The sequence below is a fragment of the Methanocaldococcus vulcanius M7 genome (assembly GCF_000024625.1).
GTDB classification, from domain to species: domain Archaea; phylum AGJL01; class Methanococci; order Methanococcales; family Methanocaldococcaceae; genus Methanocaldococcus; species Methanocaldococcus vulcanius.
Genome location: NC_013407.1, coordinates 1220682 through 1243562, shown reverse-complemented (window position 1 = coordinate 1243562; position 22881 = coordinate 1220682). Strand labels below are relative to the sequence as shown.

Genomic DNA, 22881 nt, shown 5'->3' with positions numbered 1-22881 from the left:
TATTTTTGGTGGAAAGATGGACTTACAAAACGATATAGTAGTGAGAGGGAAGTCCTATGAAATGCCATTCTCCAAGGGAGTTTTAGCGAGATCACTAACCGCTGCTGGACTAAAACCAAGTATTGCTTATCGAATCGCTTGGGATATATATGAAATGTTAAAAAAAGAAAATGTTAAAGTTATAGATAAAACAGACCTAAGAAGAAGGGTCTATTATTATCTAATCTCTAAAAACTACGATGAAGTTGCCAAAAAATACCTACTTTGGAGAATGGTTCTTGGAAGAAGACCGATTGTAATTCTAATAGGAGGAGCGAGTGGTGTTGGAACATCGACTATTGCATTTGAAATTGCCTCTCGATTAGGAATTTCCAGCGTGATAGGAACTGATTCAATAAGAGAAGTTATGAGAAAAGTTATCTCAAGGGAGCTTATACCAACTCTTTATGAGTCAAGTTATACTGCATGGAGAGTTTTAAGAGATGACGAAGAGAATAAATACATAAAAGGATTTGAAAGGCACTCTGAGGCAGTTCTAACAGGAGTAGAGGGAGTTATTGATAGATGTTTAGTTGAAGGGCAGAGCGTTATCTTAGAAGGAACTCACCTCGTTCCAACCCTCTTAAAAGATAAATACTTAGAAAATGCACACGTTATTTTTATTGTTCTTACTATATATAACGAAAAACTCCATAAAATGAGATTTTACGCACGGGGAAGGGTTTCAAGTAGGCCAACTGAGAGATACTTAAAACATTTTAAGATAATTCGCTTAATAAATGATTACATGGTAGAAACTGCAAAAAAACGAGGCATTCCAGTAGTTGAAAATATAAAAATTAGTGAAACAGTAGAAAAATGCTTAAACATAATCACTGAGCGATTAAAAACTATGATTGAATTAGAGGGGTTAAGTGAAGAGGATATGTTAGAGGAGGAAGCATAATGTCAAACAAAAATGGCTTTATTCTTTATTTCTTATTTTTCCTCTAAATCCATGTTCAAACTTCTCATCGTAAAGCTTAGAATAAGAATAATACTTAGGATTTAGCACCTCTCCCACTATAATCAAAGCCGTTTTTTTGATTCCTTCTCTTTTTACCTTTTCCGAAATATCCTTCAAGGTTCCTCTAACGATCTTCTCATCACTCCACGATGCATGATAAACCACAGCTACGGGAGTGTTTTCTTCATAGCCCCCACTTAAAAGTTCTTTAACGACCTTATCAATCATAGAAACTCCTAAAAAAATAACCATAGTTGCTTTATGTCTTGCTAAATCTCTAATTTTCTCTTTTTCTGGTTTTGGTGTTCTCCCTTCCGGTCTTGTTATTATAACCGTCTGAGAAACATCAGGAAGAGTTAATTCAACTTTTAATGAGGCAGTTGCTGCAAACAGAGAACTAACTCCCGGAATTATTTCAACATCTATGCCCCTCTTTGATAACTCATCAATTTGCTCTTTTATTGCCCCATAAATCGAAGGATCTCCAGTATGCAATCTTACAACCTTTTTTCCACTGTTAACTGCTTCAACTATGGTATTAATAATTTCACTGAGATTCATACTCGCACTGTTGTATATCTCAACTCCATCTTTACAATATTTTAAAAGCTCTTCATTAACAAGAGATCCTGCATAAACAACAACATCTGCTGATTCTAATGCTTTCTTGCCTTTTATAGTTATTAATTCAGGATCTCCTGGACCTGCTCCAACTATAATAACTTTTTTTTCCATATTATCCCTCATCTTAACAAAAATAACAAATAGTGTTTAATTAAGACGCATTCAGCCAACGTTAAACAAAAATATAAATTAAAACATAATATAATAAAATAAATAATAAAATTTTATAATAAAATTTAAAGATTACAATAAAACCATATGCGACTATTAAATTGCCCCTATTTTTTGTTCATCCCATACAAGAATATTGCTAAATTTCCAAGAGCCCCAATCTCATTTTCAACTATATACCTCCCAATTCCCTTCTCTAACTCTAACTTTGTAAATCCAGTGGATGCACCACAAAAAACAATCAAATCGTTTTCTCCAACCTCATCAAAATCAAGTTTCTCATCACATATACTTTTATTTCCGATTAAAATTACTTTTTCCGGTCTCAAAACTTCAATAGCATCGTCTAACTCTTCAAAAAACAATATGTTCTTTTTTAATTTATAAGCCAATTTGTGGAGGATAGGAATACCACTTTGAGCGGCAGATGCCGTGGCTTTTGTTATAACAACCGTGTTAACATCAAAACCATATGCAATTCTTCCAAACTCTTCAACCTGCTTAGAACTGTACGTGTTGTGTAAGCACACGAACATCATCTCACCACAATCTAAATTTTTTAAGGTTTTTGAAGGATAAGAGAGGTATATTTACCAAGAGTATATATAGTTTTAGTTGATCTAAACAAAAAATATTTTTAACAAATAAGGAAACATTAACTAAAAATTATTAAAAGAGATTGATGATAAACTTTAAATACCACAATAAGCTATTATCCATCAAAGGAATTGGAATACGAAATTTTATAAAAACCCACTTATGACAACTCAAAAAACAGATAAAACTATGTAAAATATACAAAAATTAACAAAAACCAGTTAATTAACCGATCAATTCCTTAAATATGGAAAAACATTAAAATTTTTTATAGGGTGAAATAATGTCAAAGGGAACTCCATCAATGGGTAGAAGAAACAAGGGGTCATTACATATAAGATGTAGAAGATGTGGAAGAAGAGCTTACCACGTAAGAAAAAAGAGATGTGCTGCATGTGGATTTCCAAATAAGAGAATGAGAAAATACTCATGGCAAAATAAAAAAGTAAATGGTAAGAGAATAAAATAAATAATAAAAGCATGAAAAAAACAATAATATGTAAAATAACAATATAAAAGGATGCTTTTATCTTGATTTTTATATTTTTAAAATCATTAAAGGCATAATCGTCATTTATTTTAAAAAATTTAAAAAAATTTAAAGAGAGAAGAACGTAGATAAAGAAGTTTGCTAAAAAAGTTAGTTTTTTATAAGATAAACATCCAACATATAATCACGGTGATAAAATGAGTGATCTTGAAAGTATCGATTATTACGATTATAAAGCATTATTGAAAAGAGCAAGAAGTCAAATCCCAGAATATGTATTCCAAAAAGATAGATTCGAGCTTCCAGAGATTGAAATACTAATAGAAGGGAATAGAACAATTATTAGGAATTTTAGAGAGTTGGCAAAGGCGGTAAACAGAGAAGAGGAATTTTTCGCAAAGTATCTATTGAAAGAGACAGGTAGTGCTGGAAACTTAGAAGGAGGAAGATTAATACTCCAAAGAAGAATAAACCCAGAATTGTTAAAATCAAGAATTAATGACTTCTTAAAAGAATATGTAATATGTAGAGAGTGCGGGAAACCAGATACTAAGATTATTAAAGAAGGAAGAGTGCACATGCTTAAATGTATGGCTTGTGGGGCTATAAGGCCAATAAGAATGATCTAAGGGAGAAAATGAAAGGTCTTGAATTTTTTAAAAAATATGTTTCACTAAGCGTTCCTAAAAAAATAATTATTACTTATTTTTTATGTTGGGCAGGATTTTTATTTTCTTTTTCTATTGGAAAACTTTTATTATACTTTTCTTCTATTTTCAAATCCAAAGTTATAACTGAGCCCGCCAAAGTAGCTCAAACTGTCGGAACTGCAAAATTTAAAGCAGTATCCTCAGCAGTATCTACAACAGTGGGCGCGAAAAACGCATATTTAACCTATTCTCTCTCATATATAATATCTAACTTTTTAGGGTGTTTAATAATAATCTCTGCTCTCGGAGCCCTTGCTTACCTATATAAAAAAGATATGGAAAATGCGAAAACACCAGAAGAGAAAGAGGAAATAATCGCAAACTATCAAAAATATCTATTTATACTGTTCATCTTTACAGTTATAAATCCACTAACTGGTCTAATTGGAGTTAATTTAGATTATCATGATTTAGTTGCAGTCATCCCTCACGGAACTTTTGAATTTATGGGATTTGCAATTTCTGTTGTTGCAGGAGTAGAATTGGCAAATAAAATCTTCCCAATTGTTAAAAAATCTCTCACTTATAAAAAACTCGCTTTACTTGTTTTAGCGTCATTTATATTTATATCAATTGCAGGATTTTTAGAGCCAATTGACTGGTATATATTTGAATACGCAAGAATAAACAATTATCCATTAACATACGCGTTTATAACTGCATATAAACATCTCATTCTCTACCTAATATCTCATATATAAATAATAACTTATAGATAATAATATTAGGAAGTATTAGGTGTATAAATAATCCATATAATTCCAAACTACCAATATGATTGTGATTTTTTAATACATTCTTATATTTTTTATAATTTTATCTGTTTTTTGTCCTATTTTAGTAAGAGAGGTGATCGTGATTAAAGTATTAGCGATCGATGTTTCAGGAAGGCATAAAGAGGAAGGAACTTTTTTTAGGGTCTATGCAGGAGTTATATTAGAAATAAAAGCAGATCGAATTGTTCACGTTGAAAAAATAGATGTTATGATTAAAGAAGGAAAAAGTCAGAAATTGAGAGACATAGTAAAAGAGTTTAAAGAGTTTGTTGATAAAATGGGTCATGAGTTTGACTATATCCTATGTGAAAAAGGAGAATTTTTTAACTTACCCAATGAGTCGGTCTCAGCGATACTAAAAAAAGAGGTCATATTTCCAAAAACAAGAGGAGAATTGGAGGCAATAAATATAGCTCATCATGTCTCTTACTCTGTAAGAAAACTGCTGATAAAAAGTAAGGGGAGTGGTTAAGAATAAAAATTATTAACACATTAGATAGATAATAATTAACCGTTAAAAATTGAATTGGTGATTTTAAATGTATGAGATTGTTAGATACGAAGGAGGAGTTTATAAAAACAACATCTTTAAGGAATGGATCGAAGATATTGGGGGATTTATAATTCAAGAGCATATAATGCAGTTGGATGTTTATATGACCTTAGCAGTTCCTCAAAACGAACTTGAAAATCTAAGAGAAGAAGCAAAAAAATATAAAGGAAAAATTATCGAAACACCACTCGCAGGAACTGAAATAGCTGTCGTAGCTCCAAGTTTATCGAGACATCATCTACCTCATACCGCATGCGACATTTCAGAATACCTAAGAAGATTTGGGGCAAAACCAAACATGATCGGATTAGCGAGAGGAGTTGGGAGAGATATAGCACAACTTAGAGAAAAAGAAAAAAGATTAATCGAAGAGCATGATTTAGCTGTTTATGTTATGGGTAATTTTGAGGATTGTATTAAAAATAAGACCCATCTATTTGACGTAGATATACCTGTTGTGATAACAGGAGGGCCACAAACACTCGACATTCCCTACCCATATGTTGGAGATCTGGGAAGAAGGAGCCATAGGTTAAGGCATGGAGAAGAGATAAGGGCTCTGAGAAAGATGGTTGAAGTTATAACCGAACTGATAAACGAAAGAAGGAGAGAACTCTCTTACGATCCGCCAATAGTTCCTCCAGTTGTTGTTAAGGATGAGATAGAAAAACAGGTTGATGAAGTTTATTCAATACTCTCTCCAATGCCAATAGTAACTCAACTTGATGGTTTGAGAGTTAAGTTGGATTATGACAAATATGCTGAAAAGATATCTAATGTCAAAGTTAAAAACTATAAATTAAGCGATATAGCAGAAATTAAAAGAAGTGAAATGAAAAACTATATTTTAATAAAGATAAAACCAAAATCAGAAGTAGAATTTGAAATGAGGGAGAAAAATGAATGATTTTAACTTTAAATGTTATGATATTGATGAAAAAGAGCTTATAATTCCTCCGGGATTGCCTCAATCAGTTATAGCGAGATTAATAGAAATTTGTAATGTAAAATTTGATGTTAGAGATGATGAATTGTATAATGTAAAATATCCTGTATTAATAGGAAAAGAAAATGAATTAGAAAAAGCTAAAAAGTATTTACAATTAATTACAGAGGCAAAATTAGCCCTTAGAGATATTGCAAGATTAGCAAGAAAATACAACATAAAGGCAAAGGTATATGCAGAAGATGAGGATTTAAGATACATATTAAATGAATTAAAAAATGACATTGCAAATAGAAACTTTATTGAGATCGTTGAGGAAAAGCCAGAAGATAGCGAAGTGGTAAATGTAGCGGATAAAAAAATATACGTTGGAGTTTAAAATTAGATAACCTTTGAAAGTAGAGATACAATATTCATAACATCAACACTTTTTTTAACATCTCCTGTCTCTACTCTAAATTTATCTAAACAATCTCTTATATGATATTCACAAAAAGGACAGACAGTAATAACTGCATCAACCTTTAAATCATATATCATTTTTGCCCTTCTCTTTCCGATCAAATTAGCGATCTCAGGTTTTCCACTTCTAACTCCACCCCCAGCTCCACAACATCTTGCCTCCATATCTACAAATTCAAGTTCAGGAATTGATTTTAAAATCTCTCTCGGTTCTTTCCATATACCCTGCCCTCTTTTTAAATGGCATGGATCGTGATAAGTTATCCTCATCTTTATGGGCTTATAATTTAAAAGTCCAACTTCTGTTAATACCTCTGTTATATCCCTAACCTCAAAATTTCTCTCCTTATAATCGTTTTTTAACGTGCTTCCGCAGCCAGCACAGATCGTTATAACATAATCTACATCCAAATTATTGAATATTTTTAAATTTTTCTCTTTTAATTTTTCTGCAACATCCCTTTGCCCAGTTCTAAAAAACGGAGATCCACAACAAACTTGGGTTTTGGGAATAACCACAGAAATACCATGAGCGTTTAATACTTTAATTGCCTCTTTTCCAACATCTTGAAGTCGAAAATCAACCAAACATCCAGTAAAAAATGCAACTTTTAATTTCTCATCTTCAGCAGGATAAAAATCAGATACCTGTTTCAAGAGGGGGAGTTTTTCTTCGACAACACTCCTATTATATTTTAAAACATTCTCTCTAACTTTTAAATGACTATCCAACCTATATCCTTTACTAAACGCTAAATGTCTCAACTGCTCGATAGCCCTGTGAACTATATCGATCTCTTTTGGACAAACTTCAACACACTTAGCACAAGTTGTGCAGTTATAAATATTCTCAAAAAATGCAATCCTCTCCCTATCTTCCTCATCTCTAATGTCAAAGGCAAACCTTGCCAACTGCCTCATAAACGTTGCTCCGGGATATTCGCTAACATCTCTTGATGGACATAGAGAAAGGCAGGATAAACAATCGATACATCCTCTCAGATCTTTGTTTTTTTCTACCACATCTTGAGGTATACGTTCGAGGTCTTCTGGAAACTTTTCCTTTATAAGATGGTTTTTTATGCTTGTTAATTTTTTGTAATACTGCTCTCTATCGACAACAAGATCTTTAACTACATTAAAACCTTTCAACGGCTCTATTATCATTCCCTCCTCTACTTTTGTTTCACATGCCAACTTTGGCTCTCCGTTTATAGTTAGTGCACAACTTCCACACTGCCCATTTCTACAGGAGTATCTAAATAAGATATTTGCCCCAAATTTTTTATTGATGTAATCTAATGCCTCCAATACAGTTATATTCTCTGGAACGTTATAACTTTCGAAGTAGCTTTTTATTCCATCAAATCTTTTAATTGTTATTTTTACCATCATCCCATCCCCAAAGACGCTATTGCTATCACATAGAGGATAATAAATAACATTCCTTGCCATCTGCCGATTTTTGAATATCTTGCAAATAGGTAGAGAAGTAAGCTCATTATTAATAAAATAAGCATCTGTAAATTTTCTGCTGGAAGATACATAAATAAACTTCCCATTGCAAGAGCTCCTCCAATATCTGCAATATTACTTCCAACCACATTCCCTAAAACCATACTACCAAGATTTCTCTTTGCAGCTGCCAAGGAGACCATTAACTCAGGAAGAGATGTTCCAAACGCAACCAGTGTAAATCCAATGATCTTATCAGAGATATTTAATGATATGGCTATTTTTTTAGCCCCTTCAACAAAAAACTCCGCTCCAACTAAAACACCAACCAGTCCTATTATAAGTAAAACTAATGAAAATGCTATTGATGTGTCTTCTTTTACATTTTTTTCTTCTAATTCAATTCCGATCGATCCGTTCTTAATTGTCCATTTTAGATAAAGAACAAACAATATCAACAATAATATTCCATCAATAGGGGAGAATCCATCGTATCCTATGATTGCAGTAAAGATAACAAACAGAAGATATACGAGAACATTTTTTTTCAAGTGGTTATCTACAACAATAGGAGAGATAATTGCACTAACACCAAGAACTAATCCAAGATTACAGATACACGATCCAATAGCATTTCCTACAGAGATTCCTGGAGCGTGCATATAAGAAGCATAAGCAGATGTTAATATCTCAGGTAGAGAGGTTCCAATAGCCATAATCGTGGCTCCAATAACAAAATTTGAAACATTAAAATGCTTTGCTATCCTTTCTCCTCCTAACACAAACCAATCGCTCCCATAATATAACAAAATGAGCCCAAGTAGAAAATAACCTATTCCTAAAATTAGCATTATCATCCCTACAAATTTACGTTTGTTTTTGATATTCTTTTCAATAATATTTAAACATTAAGTAAAAAATCATTATTCCTTAACTGCTATTAAAAAATAGTTTATATAAAAATTAACTCCAATCCCACCTTTCAAATAAATCTTTATATTTCTCTTTATTATCCACAAAAAACCATGATTCTTTAAAATGCTTAAATATCTCCTTGTTTCTGGATGTTCTTTAACTTTCCCAGCAGATTTTATAATGTTTGAAGAATAAACCTTCTTTGCTGGGCATTGAACTCTTATTCTTTCAACCAACCTCTCTTAAAGCATTGTAGCAATTAACAACTCTTATTGCAAAAGATTACATCAAATTCATCTTGTATAATCCATCTCCTCAGCACTCTTAACTTCAAAAATTATATTTAGCCCTTTACAGTTAATTTTTTGACCTCTCGATCATTCCCTGATCTTCTTTGTCAGATTTCCAATTCCATATCCTAAATCAAGAACATTTTCATTCTCTCCAATATTTAAGCATATATAAGAATTCCTCTAATACCATAAATTTTATTTTTCCTTTAATAGATAAACTCTATCTCCCTCTCTAACTATATGATTCAACTTCACTCCAACTCTATCGCCTTTTTTAGCAATTTTAACATCTTTATGATTTATTTGCATTGATTTAACAATTTCTTCAACACAGCCAGTTGTCTTTCCAATTATTAATATTGTATCTCCAACTTTTAAATCGTTCCATAACTCAATCTCTGCTACATTAACTTTTTTATAAAAATTAACAACTTTCCCAATTTCAACCTTTCTATATTTTGATGCATTCCCTTCAATTTCATACTGGAAGTCATGATTTTTATTAACATCTTTAAAGTAAAATCCTGTCTCATAACCCCTATTATAGACCTTTTCAAGCTCTTTTTTGAAATATGGGAGTTTATCGTAATAACTGCCATCTAAAACGCTATCTATTGCTTCTCTATAAATTTTTGTTGTTCTCATTACATAATCGGCATTTTTAGCTCTTCCTTCAATTTTAAATGAATCAAACACCTCCATTAATTCTGGAATATGCCCTATCATACATAGATCTTTTGGAGATAGTAGATATTTTCCTTCACAAACGATCTCATAAGTTCCATCATGATGCTCATTAATCAACTTCCACTTTCTTCTACACGGTTGTAAGCAATCTCCGCAGTTGGCATGTCTTCCAAATAAATAGGAGCTTAAAAAGCATCTTCCACTTATAGCGACACATAAAGCACCATGAACAAAGCCCTCTAACTCTAAGTTTATATTATCTTTTTTTAAATTTTCTCTAATTTCTTTTATTTGGTTTAAAGTTAATTCTCTTGATAATATAACTCTCTTTGCAAATTTTGAGTAAAACTTGGCTGTTAATGAGTTTGTTATGTTGCATTGAACGCTTGCATGAACTCTCAATCCCAACTCATTAGCCAACTGCATGGTTCCTAAATCACTAACTATAACTGCATCTACCTCAGCAAAGTTTGCAAAGTCCAAAATTTCTTCAACTTTTTTTAACTCATTTTCATAAACAACTGTATTCGTGCAGAGGTATACCTTCTTGTTGTTATCGTGAGCGTATTTAATTCCTTCAACTAACTCCTCTCTTGTAAAGTTTTTTGCAGTTGCTCTCATATTTAATTCCTTTAATCCACAATAAACCGCATCTGCTCCATAATCAATGGCTGTTTTTAAACATGCTAAATTATTAGCAGGGGATAAAAGTTCTACCATAATTATCACTTAATAAGGTTCTGCTGTTTTTATTTTTTTATTAATCTTTAAATTTGTTAGTAAAATATAAAAAATATGATATATTAAATTGAGAAGCTCTAATATGTGGTATTTGTAATTTAATTAATTTATGATTTAATCTACGGGAACAACTACTTTGATCCCTTTAACTTCTTCAACGTAAACGTCTATTCCATAAACTGCTTTAATATTTTCTGGATTTATTACACTTTTATCTCCTTCTGCATATACTTTTCCATCTTTTAGCATTATAAATTTATCTGAATATCTTAAAGCTAAATTTAAATCATGCATAACCACAATAGATGTTATACTCTTTGATTTGGAGATATTTCTAATAGTTCTCATAACCTCTAATTGATTTTTCGGATCTAAGTTATTTGTTGGTTCATCTAAAAGTAGCACTTGGGGTTCTTGAACTAATGCTCTCGCAATAACTGCTTTTTGCAACTCTCCACCGCTAAGTTCATTAGCGTATCTCAACGCATAGTCCTCCAAATTTAAGAGTTTTAATATTTCATGTGTTATTTCAATATCTCTCTCAGATACATCCCATTTTATATGTGGCTTTCTTCCAAGTAGAACCATATCAAAAACAGTCATATAGTTTCCACTTGCTCTTTGTGGAACATAACCAACTTTCTTCGCTAATTCATAGCCCTCTAAATTGTTTATATCAAAATTGTCAATTAATATTGTTCCTTTCTTTGGTTTTAATATCTTATTTATACACTTTAAAAGCGTTGATTTTCCAGCCCCATTGATTCCCAAGATAGAAACGACTTCTCCCCTTTCAACATTAAATTTTATTCCATTTAATATTTTTCTACTTTTATAGTGAAATTCAACTCCATCTACGCAGAGAATCATGTCCACACCCGTGTAATTCATTATAACTAAAAATTAAAATTATCCTTATATCTGTTGATTATTACTATTGTTAAAATAGATATGATAAATTAATTAAACTTTACTCTACTTTTAATCAAATAATTGTATAATATATCGAACGCTCTTATTTTTGCTGACAATGATCACTAAAACTACTTATATCTTATACTGTCTAATTAATTTATCTATCAAGTTATGATTTTATATATCTATATTTTACGTTTCGATATTCTCCGCCATCAAGGTTATTAAAGTTTTTTTATTTAAAATGACCTCCAATACCAACAAAAATAATAAAACCACAATAACAAAAATAATAAAAAATAAAATTATATATTTTCTACTACACAATAAGTAAATTTAATAAAAATATTTAATAAAAATCAATAAAAAAATTTAAAAATATTTAAAGGTGGGAATTTGTTTTTAAAGAAATTGATGGAGGCAGAAACTGCATACACCTTTGATGATGTTTTGTTAGTTCCCAATGCCTCTCATGTTGAACCAAAAAACACAGATGTATCTACAAACTTATGCGGATTAAAATTAAATATTCCAATAATCTCAGCAGCGATGGATACCGTTACTGAAAAGGAGATGGCCATTGCATTAGCGAGATTAGGGGGCTTGGGTGTAATTCATAGAAATATGACAATTGAAGAACAAGTCCATCAAGTCCAAGCAGTTAAAAAGGCAGATGAAGTTGTTATAAAAGATGTGATCACAGTATCGCCAGATGATACAATTGAAGAAGCAATAAATGTAATGGAAACCTACTCCATAAGTGGATTGCCAGTTGTTAATGAAAAAGACGAATTAATAGGAATAATAACCCACAGAGACGTTAAAGCCATAGAAGATAAAACAAAAAAAGTTAAAGAAGTAATGACGAAGGAAGTGGTTAGTGCAAAGGAAGATGTGGAGGAAGAGGAAGCAATGGAGTTAATGTATGCCAATAGAGTTGAACGTTTACCAATAGTTGACGATGATAATAAACTCATTGGTATTATAACATTAAGAGACATTTTAAAGAGAAAAAAATATCCACAAGCGTCAAGGGATAAAAAAGGAAGATTATTGGTAGCTGCTGCTTGTGGACCTCATGACTTTGAGAGAGCAAAGGCGTTGATTGAAGCAGAGGTTGATGCCATTGCAATTGACTGTGCTCATGCCCACAACCTAAAAGTGGTTGAAAACGTCAAAAAATTTAAGAAAATGTTAGAAGGAACCGATATAAAATTGATAGTCGGAAATATCGCTACAAAAGAGGCAGCAAAGGATTTAATTGAAGCAGGAGCAGATATTTTAAAAGTTGGAATAGGTCCAGGAAGTATTTGCACCACAAGAGTTGTTGCAGGAGTTGGGGTTCCTCAGTTAACAGCAGTGGCTAATGTTGCAGATATTGCAAAAGAACATAATGTTCCTGTTATTGCAGATGGAGGAATAAGATACAGTGGAGACATTGCCAAAGCAATTGCCGTCGGAGCAGATGCAGTTATGCTTGGTTCACTGTTAGCTGGAACTGATGAAGCCCCAGGTCAGTTAATGGTTATAAACGGAAGAAAGTATAAGCAGTATAGAGGAATGGGTTCATTAGGAGCAATGACAGGAGGAGTAGGAGCTGGAGCTGATAGATACTTCCAATCTACAAAAAGCCATATGAAGCATGTAAAATTAGTTCCTGAGGGTGTTGAAGGAGCAGTTCCTTATAAAGGACCTGTAAGTGAAGTTATCTTCCAACTTATTGGAGGGTTGAGGGCTTCGATGGGATACTGTGGAGCTAAAAACTTAAAAGAAATGCAACAAAAATCAAGATTTGTAATAATAACCCCAAGCGGACAAGTCGAGAGTCATCCGCATGATATTATTATTACGAATGAAGCTCCGAATTATCCTTTGGGTAAATAATTCCTTTGTCTCCGAGCGAAGTGTGGAAGTGTTTTGGGGTTTGAAAAGGGGCGGAGCCCCTTTCGTCGAGAGTCATCCGCATGATATTATTATTACGAATGAAGCTCCGAATTATCCTCTGGGTAAATAGATATAAAGGTAATATTTAGAGATAATCCCTTTTCACAAAACATTTTTATATCTCTTTTAAAATACATTGATTTGGGAATTTTACTTATTATTTTTGAATTAGGTAAAGTTCATTGTAGTTATTTCATAAACCATTTGACATTCTCTCCTCTAAAAAATTAAAAAATAGTTGGGATGATTATGAAGCCGAGTTTAATATTTTTAGGAATAATTTTAATGTTTATTGGATTTTTTATGATAACATTGGGAATGATCCTTCCAAGTTCTCAGGGCAGTTATAAAAATGCAGAAACAGAAGAAGAGGATGTTGAATACTCAGGAGTGATAATGATCGGCCCTATTCCCATTGTGTTTGGTAATTCTCCAGGGTTGATGATACTCTCTGTGCTAATTGCAATCCTAATGGTCATTTGGATGTTCTTTATAGCGATTCAGAGTTTTTCAAAATAAAAAGTTTGAGAAATGGTTTAAGGGTGATGCAGATATACGAAATTGTTCCAGATACAAATTTTCTGATTTATGTTTTTAAGCATAAGATAAATTTCGATTATGAAATAGAGAGGGCTTTGAATACAAAATTTAGGATTATTCTCCTATCTCCGGTTAAGAGAGAGTTGGAAGAGTTATTGAAAAATAAGGATCTTAAAGGAAAAGAGAGATTAGCAGTTAGTTTAGCCCTATCTAAGATAAAAAATTATGATATTGTTGAGTGTGAGGGCTATGCGGATGATGCAATATTGAATTATGCATTAAAGAAGGATAATGTAATTGTGGCAACTAATGATAAGGAGTTGAAAACTAAGTTAATGGAGAATAACATTCCTGTTATGGTAGTAAGGCAAAAGAAATATTTTGAAGTTTTTGGGATGGTTTAATCCCTTATTGTGGCTTTTAGTCGATTTTCTTTTATAAGTAGATCGAGAGCATCTTTAATGTCTTTTACAACAATATCTGAATTTAATATTGTTTTACTATACGCCCCTTCATCTCCAATAACACATATTCCCAAATCAGCATTTTTTAATAATAGTTCGTCGTTGTTTCCATTTCCTATAGCAACGATCTTCTTATTGCCATTCTGACTTTTTATTTCTTCTAAAATTTTTAACTTTGCTAATTTTTCACTACCGTATTTCTCTTTTTCAACCTTTAAACCTTTTACATTCAAGTGTTTTGAAATATCTGTCAAAGTTCCAAAAGTATCTGCCGATAAGATGTAAATCTCTGCTCTTTCCTTTAAAATAGCCAATCTCTCTTTAACACCGTCTTTTATCCTTCCATCTGTTGCAATCGTTCCATTTAAATCTAACAATATGATCATAATATCAACCAATATTTCTTAATCTTTTATTTATACTTTATTTTGATTTTTACTAAAATCTAATTAAACTTGATAAAAGAAATATAAAAAAGTAAGTATTAGATTCTCCAATATCGTTTAATGTCTTTAATATCGATTTAAGATAAGTTATAGATTCTCTGCAAACTCATAGCCCTTATTAAATGCTAATAAATTCTTTTCCTCAGTTCCTTTTGGAACACTATCCAGTATTGATTTCTTCATACTCTCTTCTGAAACTATTCCTGTTAATTTTGTTAAAGATCCCAACATAACGATATTAGCAACTATTGGAAGCTTTATATCTTCTGAAGCAATTCTGGTAAATGGTATTTTATAAATTTTTACGTCTGCTTTTGGTTTTTGCTCTATTGAAACTAAGTCCTCATCAATTAGCAAAATTCCTCCATCTTTAATGTCATCTTTATACTTATCATAAGCTTGCTGTGAAAGACAAACCAATATATCTGGTTTTATTACTTTGGGAAAATCAATTGGCTCCTCGCTAATAACCACTTCTGACTTGCTTGCTCCACCTCTTGCCTCTGGTCCATAGGACTGTGTTTGAACTGCCTCTTTTTTATCATACAACGCTGCTGCCCTTCCTAAAATAACTCCTGCTAAAATAATTCCTTGACCACCAAAACCAGATAATCTTATCTCTTTTCTCATTATTTCACCATAATTTTGAACTATTCATCTGAAATTACCAAAATAAAAACAAAAAACACGGATAAAGTTAATTATAATATTTATTCATTCAATTTTAACTTCTCAACTAACTTATGCAGTTCTTCAACAAACTCGGGTTTTTCTATATCTAAAAATTCTCCAACAATAATTTTTCCATTCAATTCTTCCTCACTCATATTTTTAGCTTTACTTAAATATATGGAGTTTTCTTTTAAAAATTTGATCATATCTGCTGGTTTTCTTGATATATTAAATCGTCCGTAGTATGTTGGACACTGTGAGATAACTTCAATAAATGCAAAACCCTTCTTCTGAATGCCCTTTTTTATTGACTTAACGAGTTGAATCGGATGAGCTGTTGTCCATCTTGCAACATAACTTGCCCCCGCAGAGATCGCCAATTTGCAAAGATCCATAGAGTTCTCTATACTACCATAAGGAGCAGTTGTTGCTTTTTTTCCGTAGGGGGTTGTTGGAGAAACCTGCCCCCCAGTCATCCCATAGATATTATTATTTATGCAAATTACTGTTAAATCTATATTCCTCCTACATCCGTGTATAAAGTGATTTCCACCTATGGCTGCTAAATCCCCATCTCCGGTAAATACAACAACGTGTTTATCTGCCCTTGCTATCTTAATTCCGGTTGCAAATGCAATAGGCCTTCCATGGGTTGTGTGTAAGGAATCACAGTATAAATAACCCGGTATTCTCGAAGAACATCCAATTCCTGAAACAGCTATATAGTCCTCTGGCTTTATATTTAGGTCTTCAATTGCCTTTAAAAAGCAATTAATAACGATTCCATTTCCACATCCAGAACAAAAAATATGTGGTAATCTATCTCTCCTCATATATTTTAAAGCAGGATGCAATTTATCACCCCTAAAATCTTTTAGAAAAAGCTTAACCCTCGCTATGCTCGGTGATGCTTTCTATAAAGCAATGGATATTTAATCCAACTTTTAAATGATCAGAGAACTTATCTTCTCATTACAACTGCATGGCTAAGCTCAAACATTGCCCCTGAGATTTCATTTCCAATATCTTGAATATCAGATAAGGTTAACTCGATCTCTTCTTTTTGAACTGACAAAGCTACTGGTAAATATTTGTATGCAATTTCAAACATTTCGAAAGGTAAACATAATAGATCTATCGCTATTAAACCATTAAAGTTCTTTTCATCGAAATTTTTAGTTAAGATTTTATTTACCACGATCTCTTCTCGATCAAGTGAGGTTATTAAATTTTTTATAACTTCTTCTTCGCTCTTACCAATTCCTTCAAAAACTGCTTTTACTCTTATATATCCGTCCTCTTCGAACTCCACTATTTCCTCTTCATCATACTTTCCTTTTTTGAATTCTTCTATGTCAATATCTTTTTTTTCTTTAAGATAGATGTTGAATCCTATTTGATATTTATCTACAAATGATTTAAAAGCGTTTATCACTACTCCAAGTGTCTCATTTATCTCTTCGGCTTTAAGTTTTATTTTTTCTGGAGTTATAACTTCAATATCTGCCCCATACTTTAAACAGAAGTTTATATAGTCCTTAAAATTGTCGAAGTCAATTTCAAACTCCCCTATTTTTGTGTAAAATTTTAGATGTTCATCTTCTTCGATATCTTCATCTACATATTCAAGTTTTGCATTATACCTATTTTTTAACTCCTCAACAAGTTGTTCGAATTCTTTCTCCACTATATCTTTATGATTTCCTTTAACCTCTTCTAATGCACGGATTTTTATCATAATATCACCAAAAAACAATAATTTGAAAATAATTAGAGTGAGGAGTATCTCCTAATAACAAAGTCCTTCCCAAGTGTTGCTAAGAATGCCCCCAACTTTGGCCCATACTTTTTACCTAAGAGTATCATATATGATGCTTGAAATGCCTCTCTTGGATTTAAACCGAGTTCTTTTGCTGTTTGATATATTAACTCATGCAAAGTTAGGGCATCAAAATTAACAGATTTTAGTTTCTCTGCAAAGTATTTTATCCATTCTTTTTGCTTATCTTTTAGATTTTCATAGATCTTTTTCGCTTCTTCTTCATCTATTATTATAAGTTTCTCTCCGTATTTTAAAGCCCAGTTCCTTGCCATAATTAATCGATCTCTTAATTTTTTAATGCTAAATTCATCTATATCTTCAACCACATAATTGTTCCTTTGTAATATTTCAAACACCTTGTTCATATCCACATCTTTTTTACACTCATCATATGTTAATTGCCCAATAATTGAACAGAATCGATATGGAATGACAAATGGCTTTTTCTCAGGGATTTTTGGAGTTGAAAGTTCATACATCCTTATTTTTTCTTTTTCATCATCACTTAAATTTTCCTTCTCCTTAATTTTAAAAAACTGATCCTCTAATCTATCATATTCGTCTACTAAGTCGGGAATTTTCTTTAAATCAAAATCAATATGTTTTGTTGGCTTACTTCTTAATAGTAAAAATCTTAAAATTTCTGGATGTGCAATATGTGTCCAATCTTTTACTGCAAAGACAACTCCTTTTGATGAACTCATCGGAACTGCCTTATCTCCAACTTTTAACTGAATCCATTCATAAACAACCTTTTTAGGTGGAGTATAGTTGTAAACCTCCCTTGCGATTAACACTCCCGTGTCATAACTTCCTCCTGCTGCTGCATGATCCTTACCCATTGGCTCAATAGATACGTTGAATATTGACCATCTTGCTGGCCAGTCCACTCTCCACGGGAGTTTAGCCCTTCCCTTGTAGGGTTTTACCTCTCCTTCATGTCCACAAAACTCACATCTATAAATAACTTTTTCTTTTTCTTTATCGTAATTTAAAACTTTTGTCTTTAATTTTCCACAATTTTCACAGACAACGTTTATCGGAAACCAGTCCTCTAGTAGGGGGTTTGATCTAAATTTGTTTAATATGTCCCTAATTTTTTCTTTATTTTCTAATGCAATTTTTATTTTTTCATCATATAAACCTTTTTTGTAATTTTCATCTGCTTTGTAAGTTGTTAACTCAATCCCTAAATCGTTTAAACTTTCTAAGTAGGGATTTAAAAAGTGATCTGCATAACTTTTACAACAACCTTCTGGGCATGGGATTTCACTTATAGGCATGCCTATATATTCTTTAAACTCTTCTGGTAAAAATGGATAGAGTTTTCTGAGTGGATCGTAAGTATCTGCTATAAAGATCAGTTCTGCTTCAACTCCCTTATGTATTAATCCCTTGTATATTGCATCTGCGGTTAGTGTTTCCCTTGCATTTCCAACGTGAATATGTCCAGACGGAGTGATACCACTTGCTACGATATATTTCTTTTCTTTTCTTTCGTTTATTAATTTCTCTGCAATTATATCCGACCAATGCATGTTTTCTACCTCAAAACTTAGTTTTATAATGTTCTATGTTAATTTTTATATTTTATTTTATGTTTTATAGAGTTTTTATAGATGCTTTTGTAGATTATTTAATAATTATTATTTTGTATAAATGATAACGCCCATAAATTAACATTTAAGGTTTTTTACGCCAAAAACTATGATTTAAATTATGGCTTGCTATCAAAAAATTTAAAATCTGAAATGGAATTCAAAATTGTAAGAAAACACTTTGTAAGGTTTCGTGGTTTTAAGAATGGTTTACCTTTAAAATAGAGTAAAATAGTATAAATAATTTTACCCATCCCAAGAAAAATAAATATATCGCACTTGTTTAAATAATTAAAATTTTAAAATTTAAATAGATAAAAATATTGAAATGTTAAATTTATAATATTCTAAATAAGCAAATAATTTAATTTAATAGATTAAATAATAAAGCTGGTTGATAAATCCTGTTAATAAAATCTTATCACCACTCTTCGCTCTCCATCGCTGTGAACAACCTCTAAAAGGTCGTTTAGTATTTTCTCGAGCTCTACTTCAATGATTCCATATTTTTCATGAACTAATCTTACAAATCCTTCGCTATACTGCATTAATCTTCCTTCTACATGCACTCTTCCAAAGTAAATTTCAACATACTCATCTAAGTCCACACTGTTTAAGTAGTCAATAATATCTTTGGGATTTTCCATATCTATGATTTTTTCTTTCATTTACACTCCCTTTTTATCATTTTACCAATTTATTAATCTTACCACAAATAATAATTTATTAATAATTTGTTAGATTTATTATTTTTATTTATTTTTATTATTCTTTTATTAATTATGGTTTATTAGTTATACTTTGCAATTTTTGAGTTTTATAGATTTCTGTTTTAAATTCGTCGTATATTATTACTTTTTCTCTAAATTTCGCGTATTATTTTTATTTATCTGTCTGATTTAATTTTCTAATTCTATCAACCCCATTTATCTCTCTAATAACATTTACAACTGCATCGGGAACCAAGTGCTCCCATTTCTCCCCAGTTAACATTCTTCTTCTAATTTCAGTTCCCGAAAATTCTTTCCTATTAAACATCTCTGGTTTTTTGACTAAATAACCTCTTTCTTCAAACAAAACCCTAACTAACGGATTTCCACTATATACAATATCAAACGGAGGGGTTAACGACTCAACATAAGATACCCATATTGAGTTAAATTCAATATCTTTTATTGGAATCGGATAATAGGTTAAATCATAATCTTTTAGTGATTGGGTTATCATCAATATTCGCTCTCCTGCTGTGAATGGATCCTTCAGTGTGTGGCTTTTTTGTGCACTTCCAATTCCTATGATTATCTCATCAACCTCTTTCCCTATCTTTTTTATAACTTCCAAATGTCCTTTATGAAATGGCTGGAATCTTCCTATTATAAACCCTCTCAATATCTCACCATTATATCTCAATTACTTTACCAGCATGAAGCCGTTCAAATCTCTCTCCGAACTCTTCTGATAACCTATACTCTGCTTTAAATCCAGTGCAATGGCCAGTGTATATTCTCTCAACTCCTAATTTTTTTAAATGGGCTATTGTTTTATTTATTCGATCTTCATTTGCATCAATTAAATGAAATCCTCCGATAACTGCATAAACCTTATTAACCCCACTTAAATGTATGGCTTTTTTGATCATACTAACTATTCCGGGATGAGAGCATCCGCTAACTATTATAAGCCCTTTTCTTGTTTCTATATACAACCCTATTTCATCTTCTACTCTATCTTCGACTAATCTTCCATCTTCAATATAATACAATTTTATAGTCGGAGTTTTTTCAAATTCCAACTGTTCTTCTTTTTTGATCTCTCCAAGAGTTGAGACCCCTTCTATTAAACGTATAGGATCGCTACTTAGAATCCATCTTCCACCTGATCTCTCAACATCCTTTTTTATACTTTCAGTAAGGGAATTTGCAAGGGAAAATTCAGGATCTAATGCAAAACTTGTTTTAAATATATGTGGATGAGCAAATATCGGTATAGGATTTTTTTGAATGGCTTTAACCATCTCTACAACTCCACCTGTATGATCCACATGGCTGTGAGAGAGTATAATCGCATCTATCTCCTGAGGATCTAAATGTAAGAGTTTCATATTGAATAATATTGGTTTTGCATAAGTTCCAACATCGAAGAGGATATTTTTTATTTTTTCACTCTCGTCTTCTATCTTAATTAAGAAGGACAAACCATGCTGACTTAAAAAAGGGCTGTTGTATCCTGCGTAATCTTCTCCTAAGACATATATTTTAACATTTTTAACTACCATCTTCTCCACCTAATAAAATAATAAAAATATAATATAAAAATAAATAATTAATGAAAAATCAAACTAATTCAACCAAAACTTAATAACAATGAAATTGGCAAGTTAATATTAACAAATTAATATTAAAATCCAATAAAAATTTGATTATTTAATTAAAGTATAAATAAAAGCAAAAAGATGCATAAAACTATAAATTTAAAAATTTAAGATTATAATGGGTATGTTATTTTCTCCTCTGTTCAAACTCCTTTAATAGGTCTTCAAACTCTATACCCTTATAAGCCAGTAAAACCATAGTATGAAATATTAAATCAGCTGCCTCATAAATAATCTCATCCTTTTTGTTATCCTTGGCTGCTAAGATTAATTCAGTCGCCTCCTCTCCAATCTTCTCACATATCTTATTTATTGCTGACTTTTTATCATCGGTTGTTAACTTTGCCACATAAGAACCTTCTGGCTTTTCTTTTATTCTTTGTTTTATAGTTTCATAAACCTCTTCCAATATCATAATTTCCCTTTTTATTCTCTTTTACTCATCTAACGCCTTCAATCTCTTAACCATTTTAACAGCTGCTTCAACTGCTCTCTTACCATAATCGACTCTCTCCTCTGCTTGTAGTCGAGTCATTCCCGGCCCTGATATTCCAAGGGCAACCGGTTTATCGTACTGTAAAGATAAATCTGCTATCTTTCTCGCTGCGTTATGCACTACAATTTCATCATGCTCTGTCTCTCCCTCAATAACACATCCAATTGTTACAACTGCATCAATATCCTTTTTTTCTAACAGTTTTTTAACTGCTAATGGCATATCAAAGACGCCGGGAACAACGATTTTATATTTTACAATAGCTCCTAAAAATTCTGCATGCTCCTCAGCAACTTTCTCCATCATGTAGGTTATATCCCTGTTGAATTCAGCAATAACAAATCCAAGATTTACCATTTTAATTCACCTCGATAATTTATTTGCAGATATTTTTTAATTTTTTATATTTATACCATTAATATTATTTGTGAATATTATTTTGTGTCATACAGATATTTTGTTTTAATTTAATATGATCCTACAAAAATATTCCTCTATAACCTTTATAGTATCTCAGATAATTTAACATATCTTATCGCATTCTCTTTTATACTTTTGATTTCCTCCTCTGTAAGTTCTCTAACAACTTTTCCCGGAATTCCTAAAACCAAACTATTTGGAGGGATTTCTTTGTTCTGAGTTATCAATGCATTAGCTCCAATTATACAGTTTTCTCCAATCTTAGCCCCGTTCAATATCGTTGCATTCATCCCAACTAAAACGTTATCTTCAATTTTACAACCGTGGATAACCGCTCCATGCCCTATACTAACATAATCCTTGATTATAGTAGGATAGCCCTTAGAGCAATGAACAACACAGCAATCCTGTATATTTGAATAATTTCCAACTATTATTTTATCCACGTCTCCTCTAACAACTGCATTATACCAAACTGACGAGTAATCTCCAATACTAACATCTCCAACAACTACTGCCCCTCTTGCAATCTTTGCGGTTTTTGAAATCATCGTATCCCCAAAATTTATATTAAACTATTAAATTATTAAATACTGTTGATACGTTTGTTTGATAATTATATTATAAAACTACATTACCATATAAGGTTAATGATATGACATTCTCTCTGCCCTAAAGGGCGGAATTTCTTTAGGAGAGCAGAGCTTTAAAGCTCACCTCCTCTGGTTGCCAAGCCCACTATCCATATCTCCATTAAGGAGATTCGG

General features: G+C 31.8%; 28 protein-coding genes. 10 read left to right on the top strand and 18 right to left on the bottom strand.

What is annotated here, in order from left to right:
- Positions 1-16 precede the first annotated feature (16 nt).
- Positions 17-946: a 2-phosphoglycerate kinase gene (locus METVU_RS06160; protein WP_015733331.1), complete on the top strand. Its 930-nt coding sequence runs from the start codon at positions 17-19 to the stop codon at positions 944-946.
- Positions 947-964: 18 nt separating this feature from the next.
- On the opposite strand, the gene cobM is transcribed toward METVU_RS06160, so the two are convergent.
- Both cobM and METVU_RS06150 read right to left on the bottom strand, forming a co-directional pair.
- A complete protein-coding gene (cobM, locus tag METVU_RS06155) occupies positions 965-1741 on the bottom strand; it encodes a precorrin-4 C(11)-methyltransferase (RefSeq protein ID WP_015733330.1) in 777 nt (258 codons plus the stop codon).
- Positions 1742-1908: 167 nt separating this feature from the next.
- The gene (locus METVU_RS06150) at positions 1909-2337 is read right to left on the bottom strand and encodes a RecB-family nuclease (RefSeq protein WP_048196872.1); all 429 of its coding nucleotides are present in this window, start codon (positions 2335-2337) and stop codon (positions 1909-1911) included.
- Positions 2338-2681: 344 nt separating this feature from the next.
- Here METVU_RS06150 and METVU_RS06145 point away from each other — a divergent pair, with 344 nt between their 5' ends.
- The 6 genes from METVU_RS06145 to METVU_RS06120 all read left to right on the top strand — a co-directional run bounded on the left by METVU_RS06145 (position 2682) and on the right by METVU_RS06120 (position 6252).
- Positions 2682-2867 carry a 50S ribosomal protein L37e gene (locus METVU_RS06145; protein ID WP_015733328.1) on the top strand — a complete coding sequence of 62 codons (186 nt, stop codon included), beginning with the start codon at positions 2682-2684 and terminating at the stop codon, positions 2865-2867.
- Between the two features lie 218 nt (positions 2868-3085).
- Positions 3086-3517, top strand: a complete 432-nt coding sequence (locus METVU_RS06140) for a translation initiation factor IF-2 subunit beta (protein WP_015733327.1) — start codon at positions 3086-3088, stop codon at positions 3515-3517.
- 8 nt (positions 3518-3525) lie between these two features.
- Positions 3526-4299 (top strand): hypothetical protein, encoded by a 774-nt coding sequence (locus tag METVU_RS06135; RefSeq protein ID WP_015733326.1) that lies wholly within the window; start codon positions 3526-3528, stop codon positions 4297-4299.
- Between the two features lie 154 nt (positions 4300-4453).
- Positions 4454-4846, top strand: coding sequence for a DUF2209 family protein (locus METVU_RS06130; protein ID WP_015733325.1), 393 nt, complete (start codon positions 4454-4456; stop codon positions 4844-4846).
- 67 nt (positions 4847-4913) lie between these two features.
- Complete coding sequence (locus tag METVU_RS06125; protein ID WP_015733324.1) at positions 4914-5834, top strand: methanogenesis marker 7 protein; 921 nt, start codon at positions 4914-4916, stop codon at positions 5832-5834.
- Positions 5827-6252 carry a hypothetical protein gene (locus METVU_RS06120; RefSeq protein ID WP_015733323.1) on the top strand — a complete coding sequence of 142 codons (426 nt, stop codon included), beginning with the start codon at positions 5827-5829 and terminating at the stop codon, positions 6250-6252. Before METVU_RS06125 ends, METVU_RS06120 begins: the two co-directional genes overlap by 8 nt.
- Positions 6253-6254: 2 nt before the next feature.
- On the opposite strand, the gene tfrB is transcribed toward METVU_RS06120, so the two are convergent.
- The 5 genes from tfrB to METVU_RS06095 all read right to left on the bottom strand — a co-directional run bounded on the left by tfrB (position 6255) and on the right by METVU_RS06095 (position 11296).
- On the bottom strand, positions 6255-7727 hold the full coding sequence (gene tfrB / locus METVU_RS06115) for a fumarate reductase (CoM/CoB) subunit TfrB (protein WP_015733322.1): 1473 nt from the start codon (positions 7725-7727) through the stop codon (positions 6255-6257).
- The gene (locus METVU_RS06110; protein WP_015733321.1) at positions 7727-8641 is read right to left on the bottom strand and encodes a calcium/sodium antiporter; all 915 of its coding nucleotides are present in this window, start codon (positions 8639-8641) and stop codon (positions 7727-7729) included. The genes tfrB and METVU_RS06110 overlap by 1 nt, the downstream gene beginning before the upstream one ends.
- 72 nt (positions 8642-8713) lie before the next feature.
- Positions 8714-8941 (bottom strand): hypothetical protein, encoded by a 228-nt coding sequence (locus tag METVU_RS06105; protein ID WP_048196869.1) that lies wholly within the window; start codon positions 8939-8941, stop codon positions 8714-8716.
- Positions 8942-9193: 252 nt separating this feature from the next.
- The gene (locus tag METVU_RS06100) at positions 9194-10405 is read right to left on the bottom strand and encodes a U32 family peptidase (protein ID WP_015733320.1); all 1212 of its coding nucleotides are present in this window, start codon (positions 10403-10405) and stop codon (positions 9194-9196) included.
- Positions 10406-10540: 135 nt separating this feature from the next.
- Positions 10541-11296: an ABC transporter ATP-binding protein gene (locus tag METVU_RS06095; protein ID WP_048196868.1), complete on the bottom strand. Its 756-nt coding sequence runs from the start codon at positions 11294-11296 to the stop codon at positions 10541-10543.
- Between the two features lie 459 nt (positions 11297-11755).
- Between METVU_RS06095 and guaB the strand changes: the two genes are divergently transcribed.
- From guaB to METVU_RS06080, 3 genes are all read left to right on the top strand, one after another.
- Positions 11756-13225, top strand: a complete 1470-nt coding sequence (gene guaB, locus METVU_RS06090) for an IMP dehydrogenase (RefSeq protein WP_211204366.1) — start codon at positions 11756-11758, stop codon at positions 13223-13225.
- Between the two features lie 309 nt (positions 13226-13534).
- Positions 13535-13804 (top strand): TIGR00304 family membrane protein, encoded by a 270-nt coding sequence (locus METVU_RS06085; protein WP_015733317.1) that lies wholly within the window; start codon positions 13535-13537, stop codon positions 13802-13804.
- Between the two features lie 32 nt (positions 13805-13836).
- Positions 13837-14229: a type II toxin-antitoxin system VapC family toxin gene (locus METVU_RS06080; RefSeq protein ID WP_048197078.1), complete on the top strand. Its 393-nt coding sequence runs from the start codon at positions 13837-13839 to the stop codon at positions 14227-14229.
- Here METVU_RS06080 and METVU_RS06075 read toward each other — a convergent pair.
- From METVU_RS06075 to METVU_RS06025, 11 genes are all read right to left on the bottom strand, one after another.
- Positions 14226-14675: an HAD family hydrolase gene (locus tag METVU_RS06075; protein WP_015733315.1), complete on the bottom strand. Its 450-nt coding sequence runs from the start codon at positions 14673-14675 to the stop codon at positions 14226-14228. The two genes, METVU_RS06080 and METVU_RS06075, sit on opposite strands and share 4 nt — an antisense overlap.
- 147 nt (positions 14676-14822) lie before the next feature.
- Complete coding sequence (locus METVU_RS06070) at positions 14823-15365, bottom strand: 2-oxoacid:ferredoxin oxidoreductase subunit gamma (RefSeq protein WP_015733314.1); 543 nt, start codon at positions 15363-15365, stop codon at positions 14823-14825.
- 80 nt (positions 15366-15445) lie between these two features.
- A complete protein-coding gene (locus METVU_RS06065) occupies positions 15446-16261 on the bottom strand; it encodes a 2-oxoacid:ferredoxin oxidoreductase subunit beta (RefSeq protein WP_015733313.1) in 816 nt (271 codons plus the stop codon).
- A 107-nt stretch (positions 16262-16368) separates the two neighbouring features.
- Complete coding sequence (locus METVU_RS06060) at positions 16369-17145, bottom strand: hypothetical protein (protein ID WP_015733312.1); 777 nt, start codon at positions 17143-17145, stop codon at positions 16369-16371.
- 32 nt (positions 17146-17177) lie between these two features.
- Positions 17178-18767, bottom strand: coding sequence for a lysine--tRNA ligase (lysS, locus tag METVU_RS06055; RefSeq protein WP_015733311.1), 1590 nt, complete (start codon positions 18765-18767; stop codon positions 17178-17180).
- Positions 18768-19234: 467 nt separating this feature from the next.
- Positions 19235-19495 (bottom strand): DUF2097 family protein, encoded by a 261-nt coding sequence (locus METVU_RS06050; RefSeq protein ID WP_015733310.1) that lies wholly within the window; start codon positions 19493-19495, stop codon positions 19235-19237.
- Positions 19496-19709: 214 nt separating this feature from the next.
- The gene (locus tag METVU_RS06045) at positions 19710-20216 is read right to left on the bottom strand and encodes a nicotinamide-nucleotide adenylyltransferase (RefSeq protein WP_015733309.1); all 507 of its coding nucleotides are present in this window, start codon (positions 20214-20216) and stop codon (positions 19710-19712) included.
- A 10-nt stretch (positions 20217-20226) separates the two neighbouring features.
- Entirely contained in the window at positions 20227-21102 is an 876-nt protein-coding gene (locus tag METVU_RS06040) for an MBL fold metallo-hydrolase (protein ID WP_015733308.1), read from the bottom strand.
- 223 nt (positions 21103-21325) lie between these two features.
- Complete coding sequence (gene hisE / locus METVU_RS06035) at positions 21326-21613, bottom strand: phosphoribosyl-ATP diphosphatase (protein WP_015733307.1); 288 nt, start codon at positions 21611-21613, stop codon at positions 21326-21328.
- A gap of 21 nt (positions 21614-21634) precedes the next feature.
- On the bottom strand, positions 21635-22051 hold the full coding sequence (gene ribH, locus METVU_RS06030; protein ID WP_015733306.1) for a 6,7-dimethyl-8-ribityllumazine synthase: 417 nt from the start codon (positions 22049-22051) through the stop codon (positions 21635-21637).
- Positions 22052-22197: 146 nt separating this feature from the next.
- Positions 22198-22665 carry a gamma carbonic anhydrase family protein gene (locus METVU_RS06025; RefSeq protein WP_015733305.1) on the bottom strand — a complete coding sequence of 156 codons (468 nt, stop codon included), beginning with the start codon at positions 22663-22665 and terminating at the stop codon, positions 22198-22200.
- Positions 22666-22881: the final 216 nt, after the last annotated feature.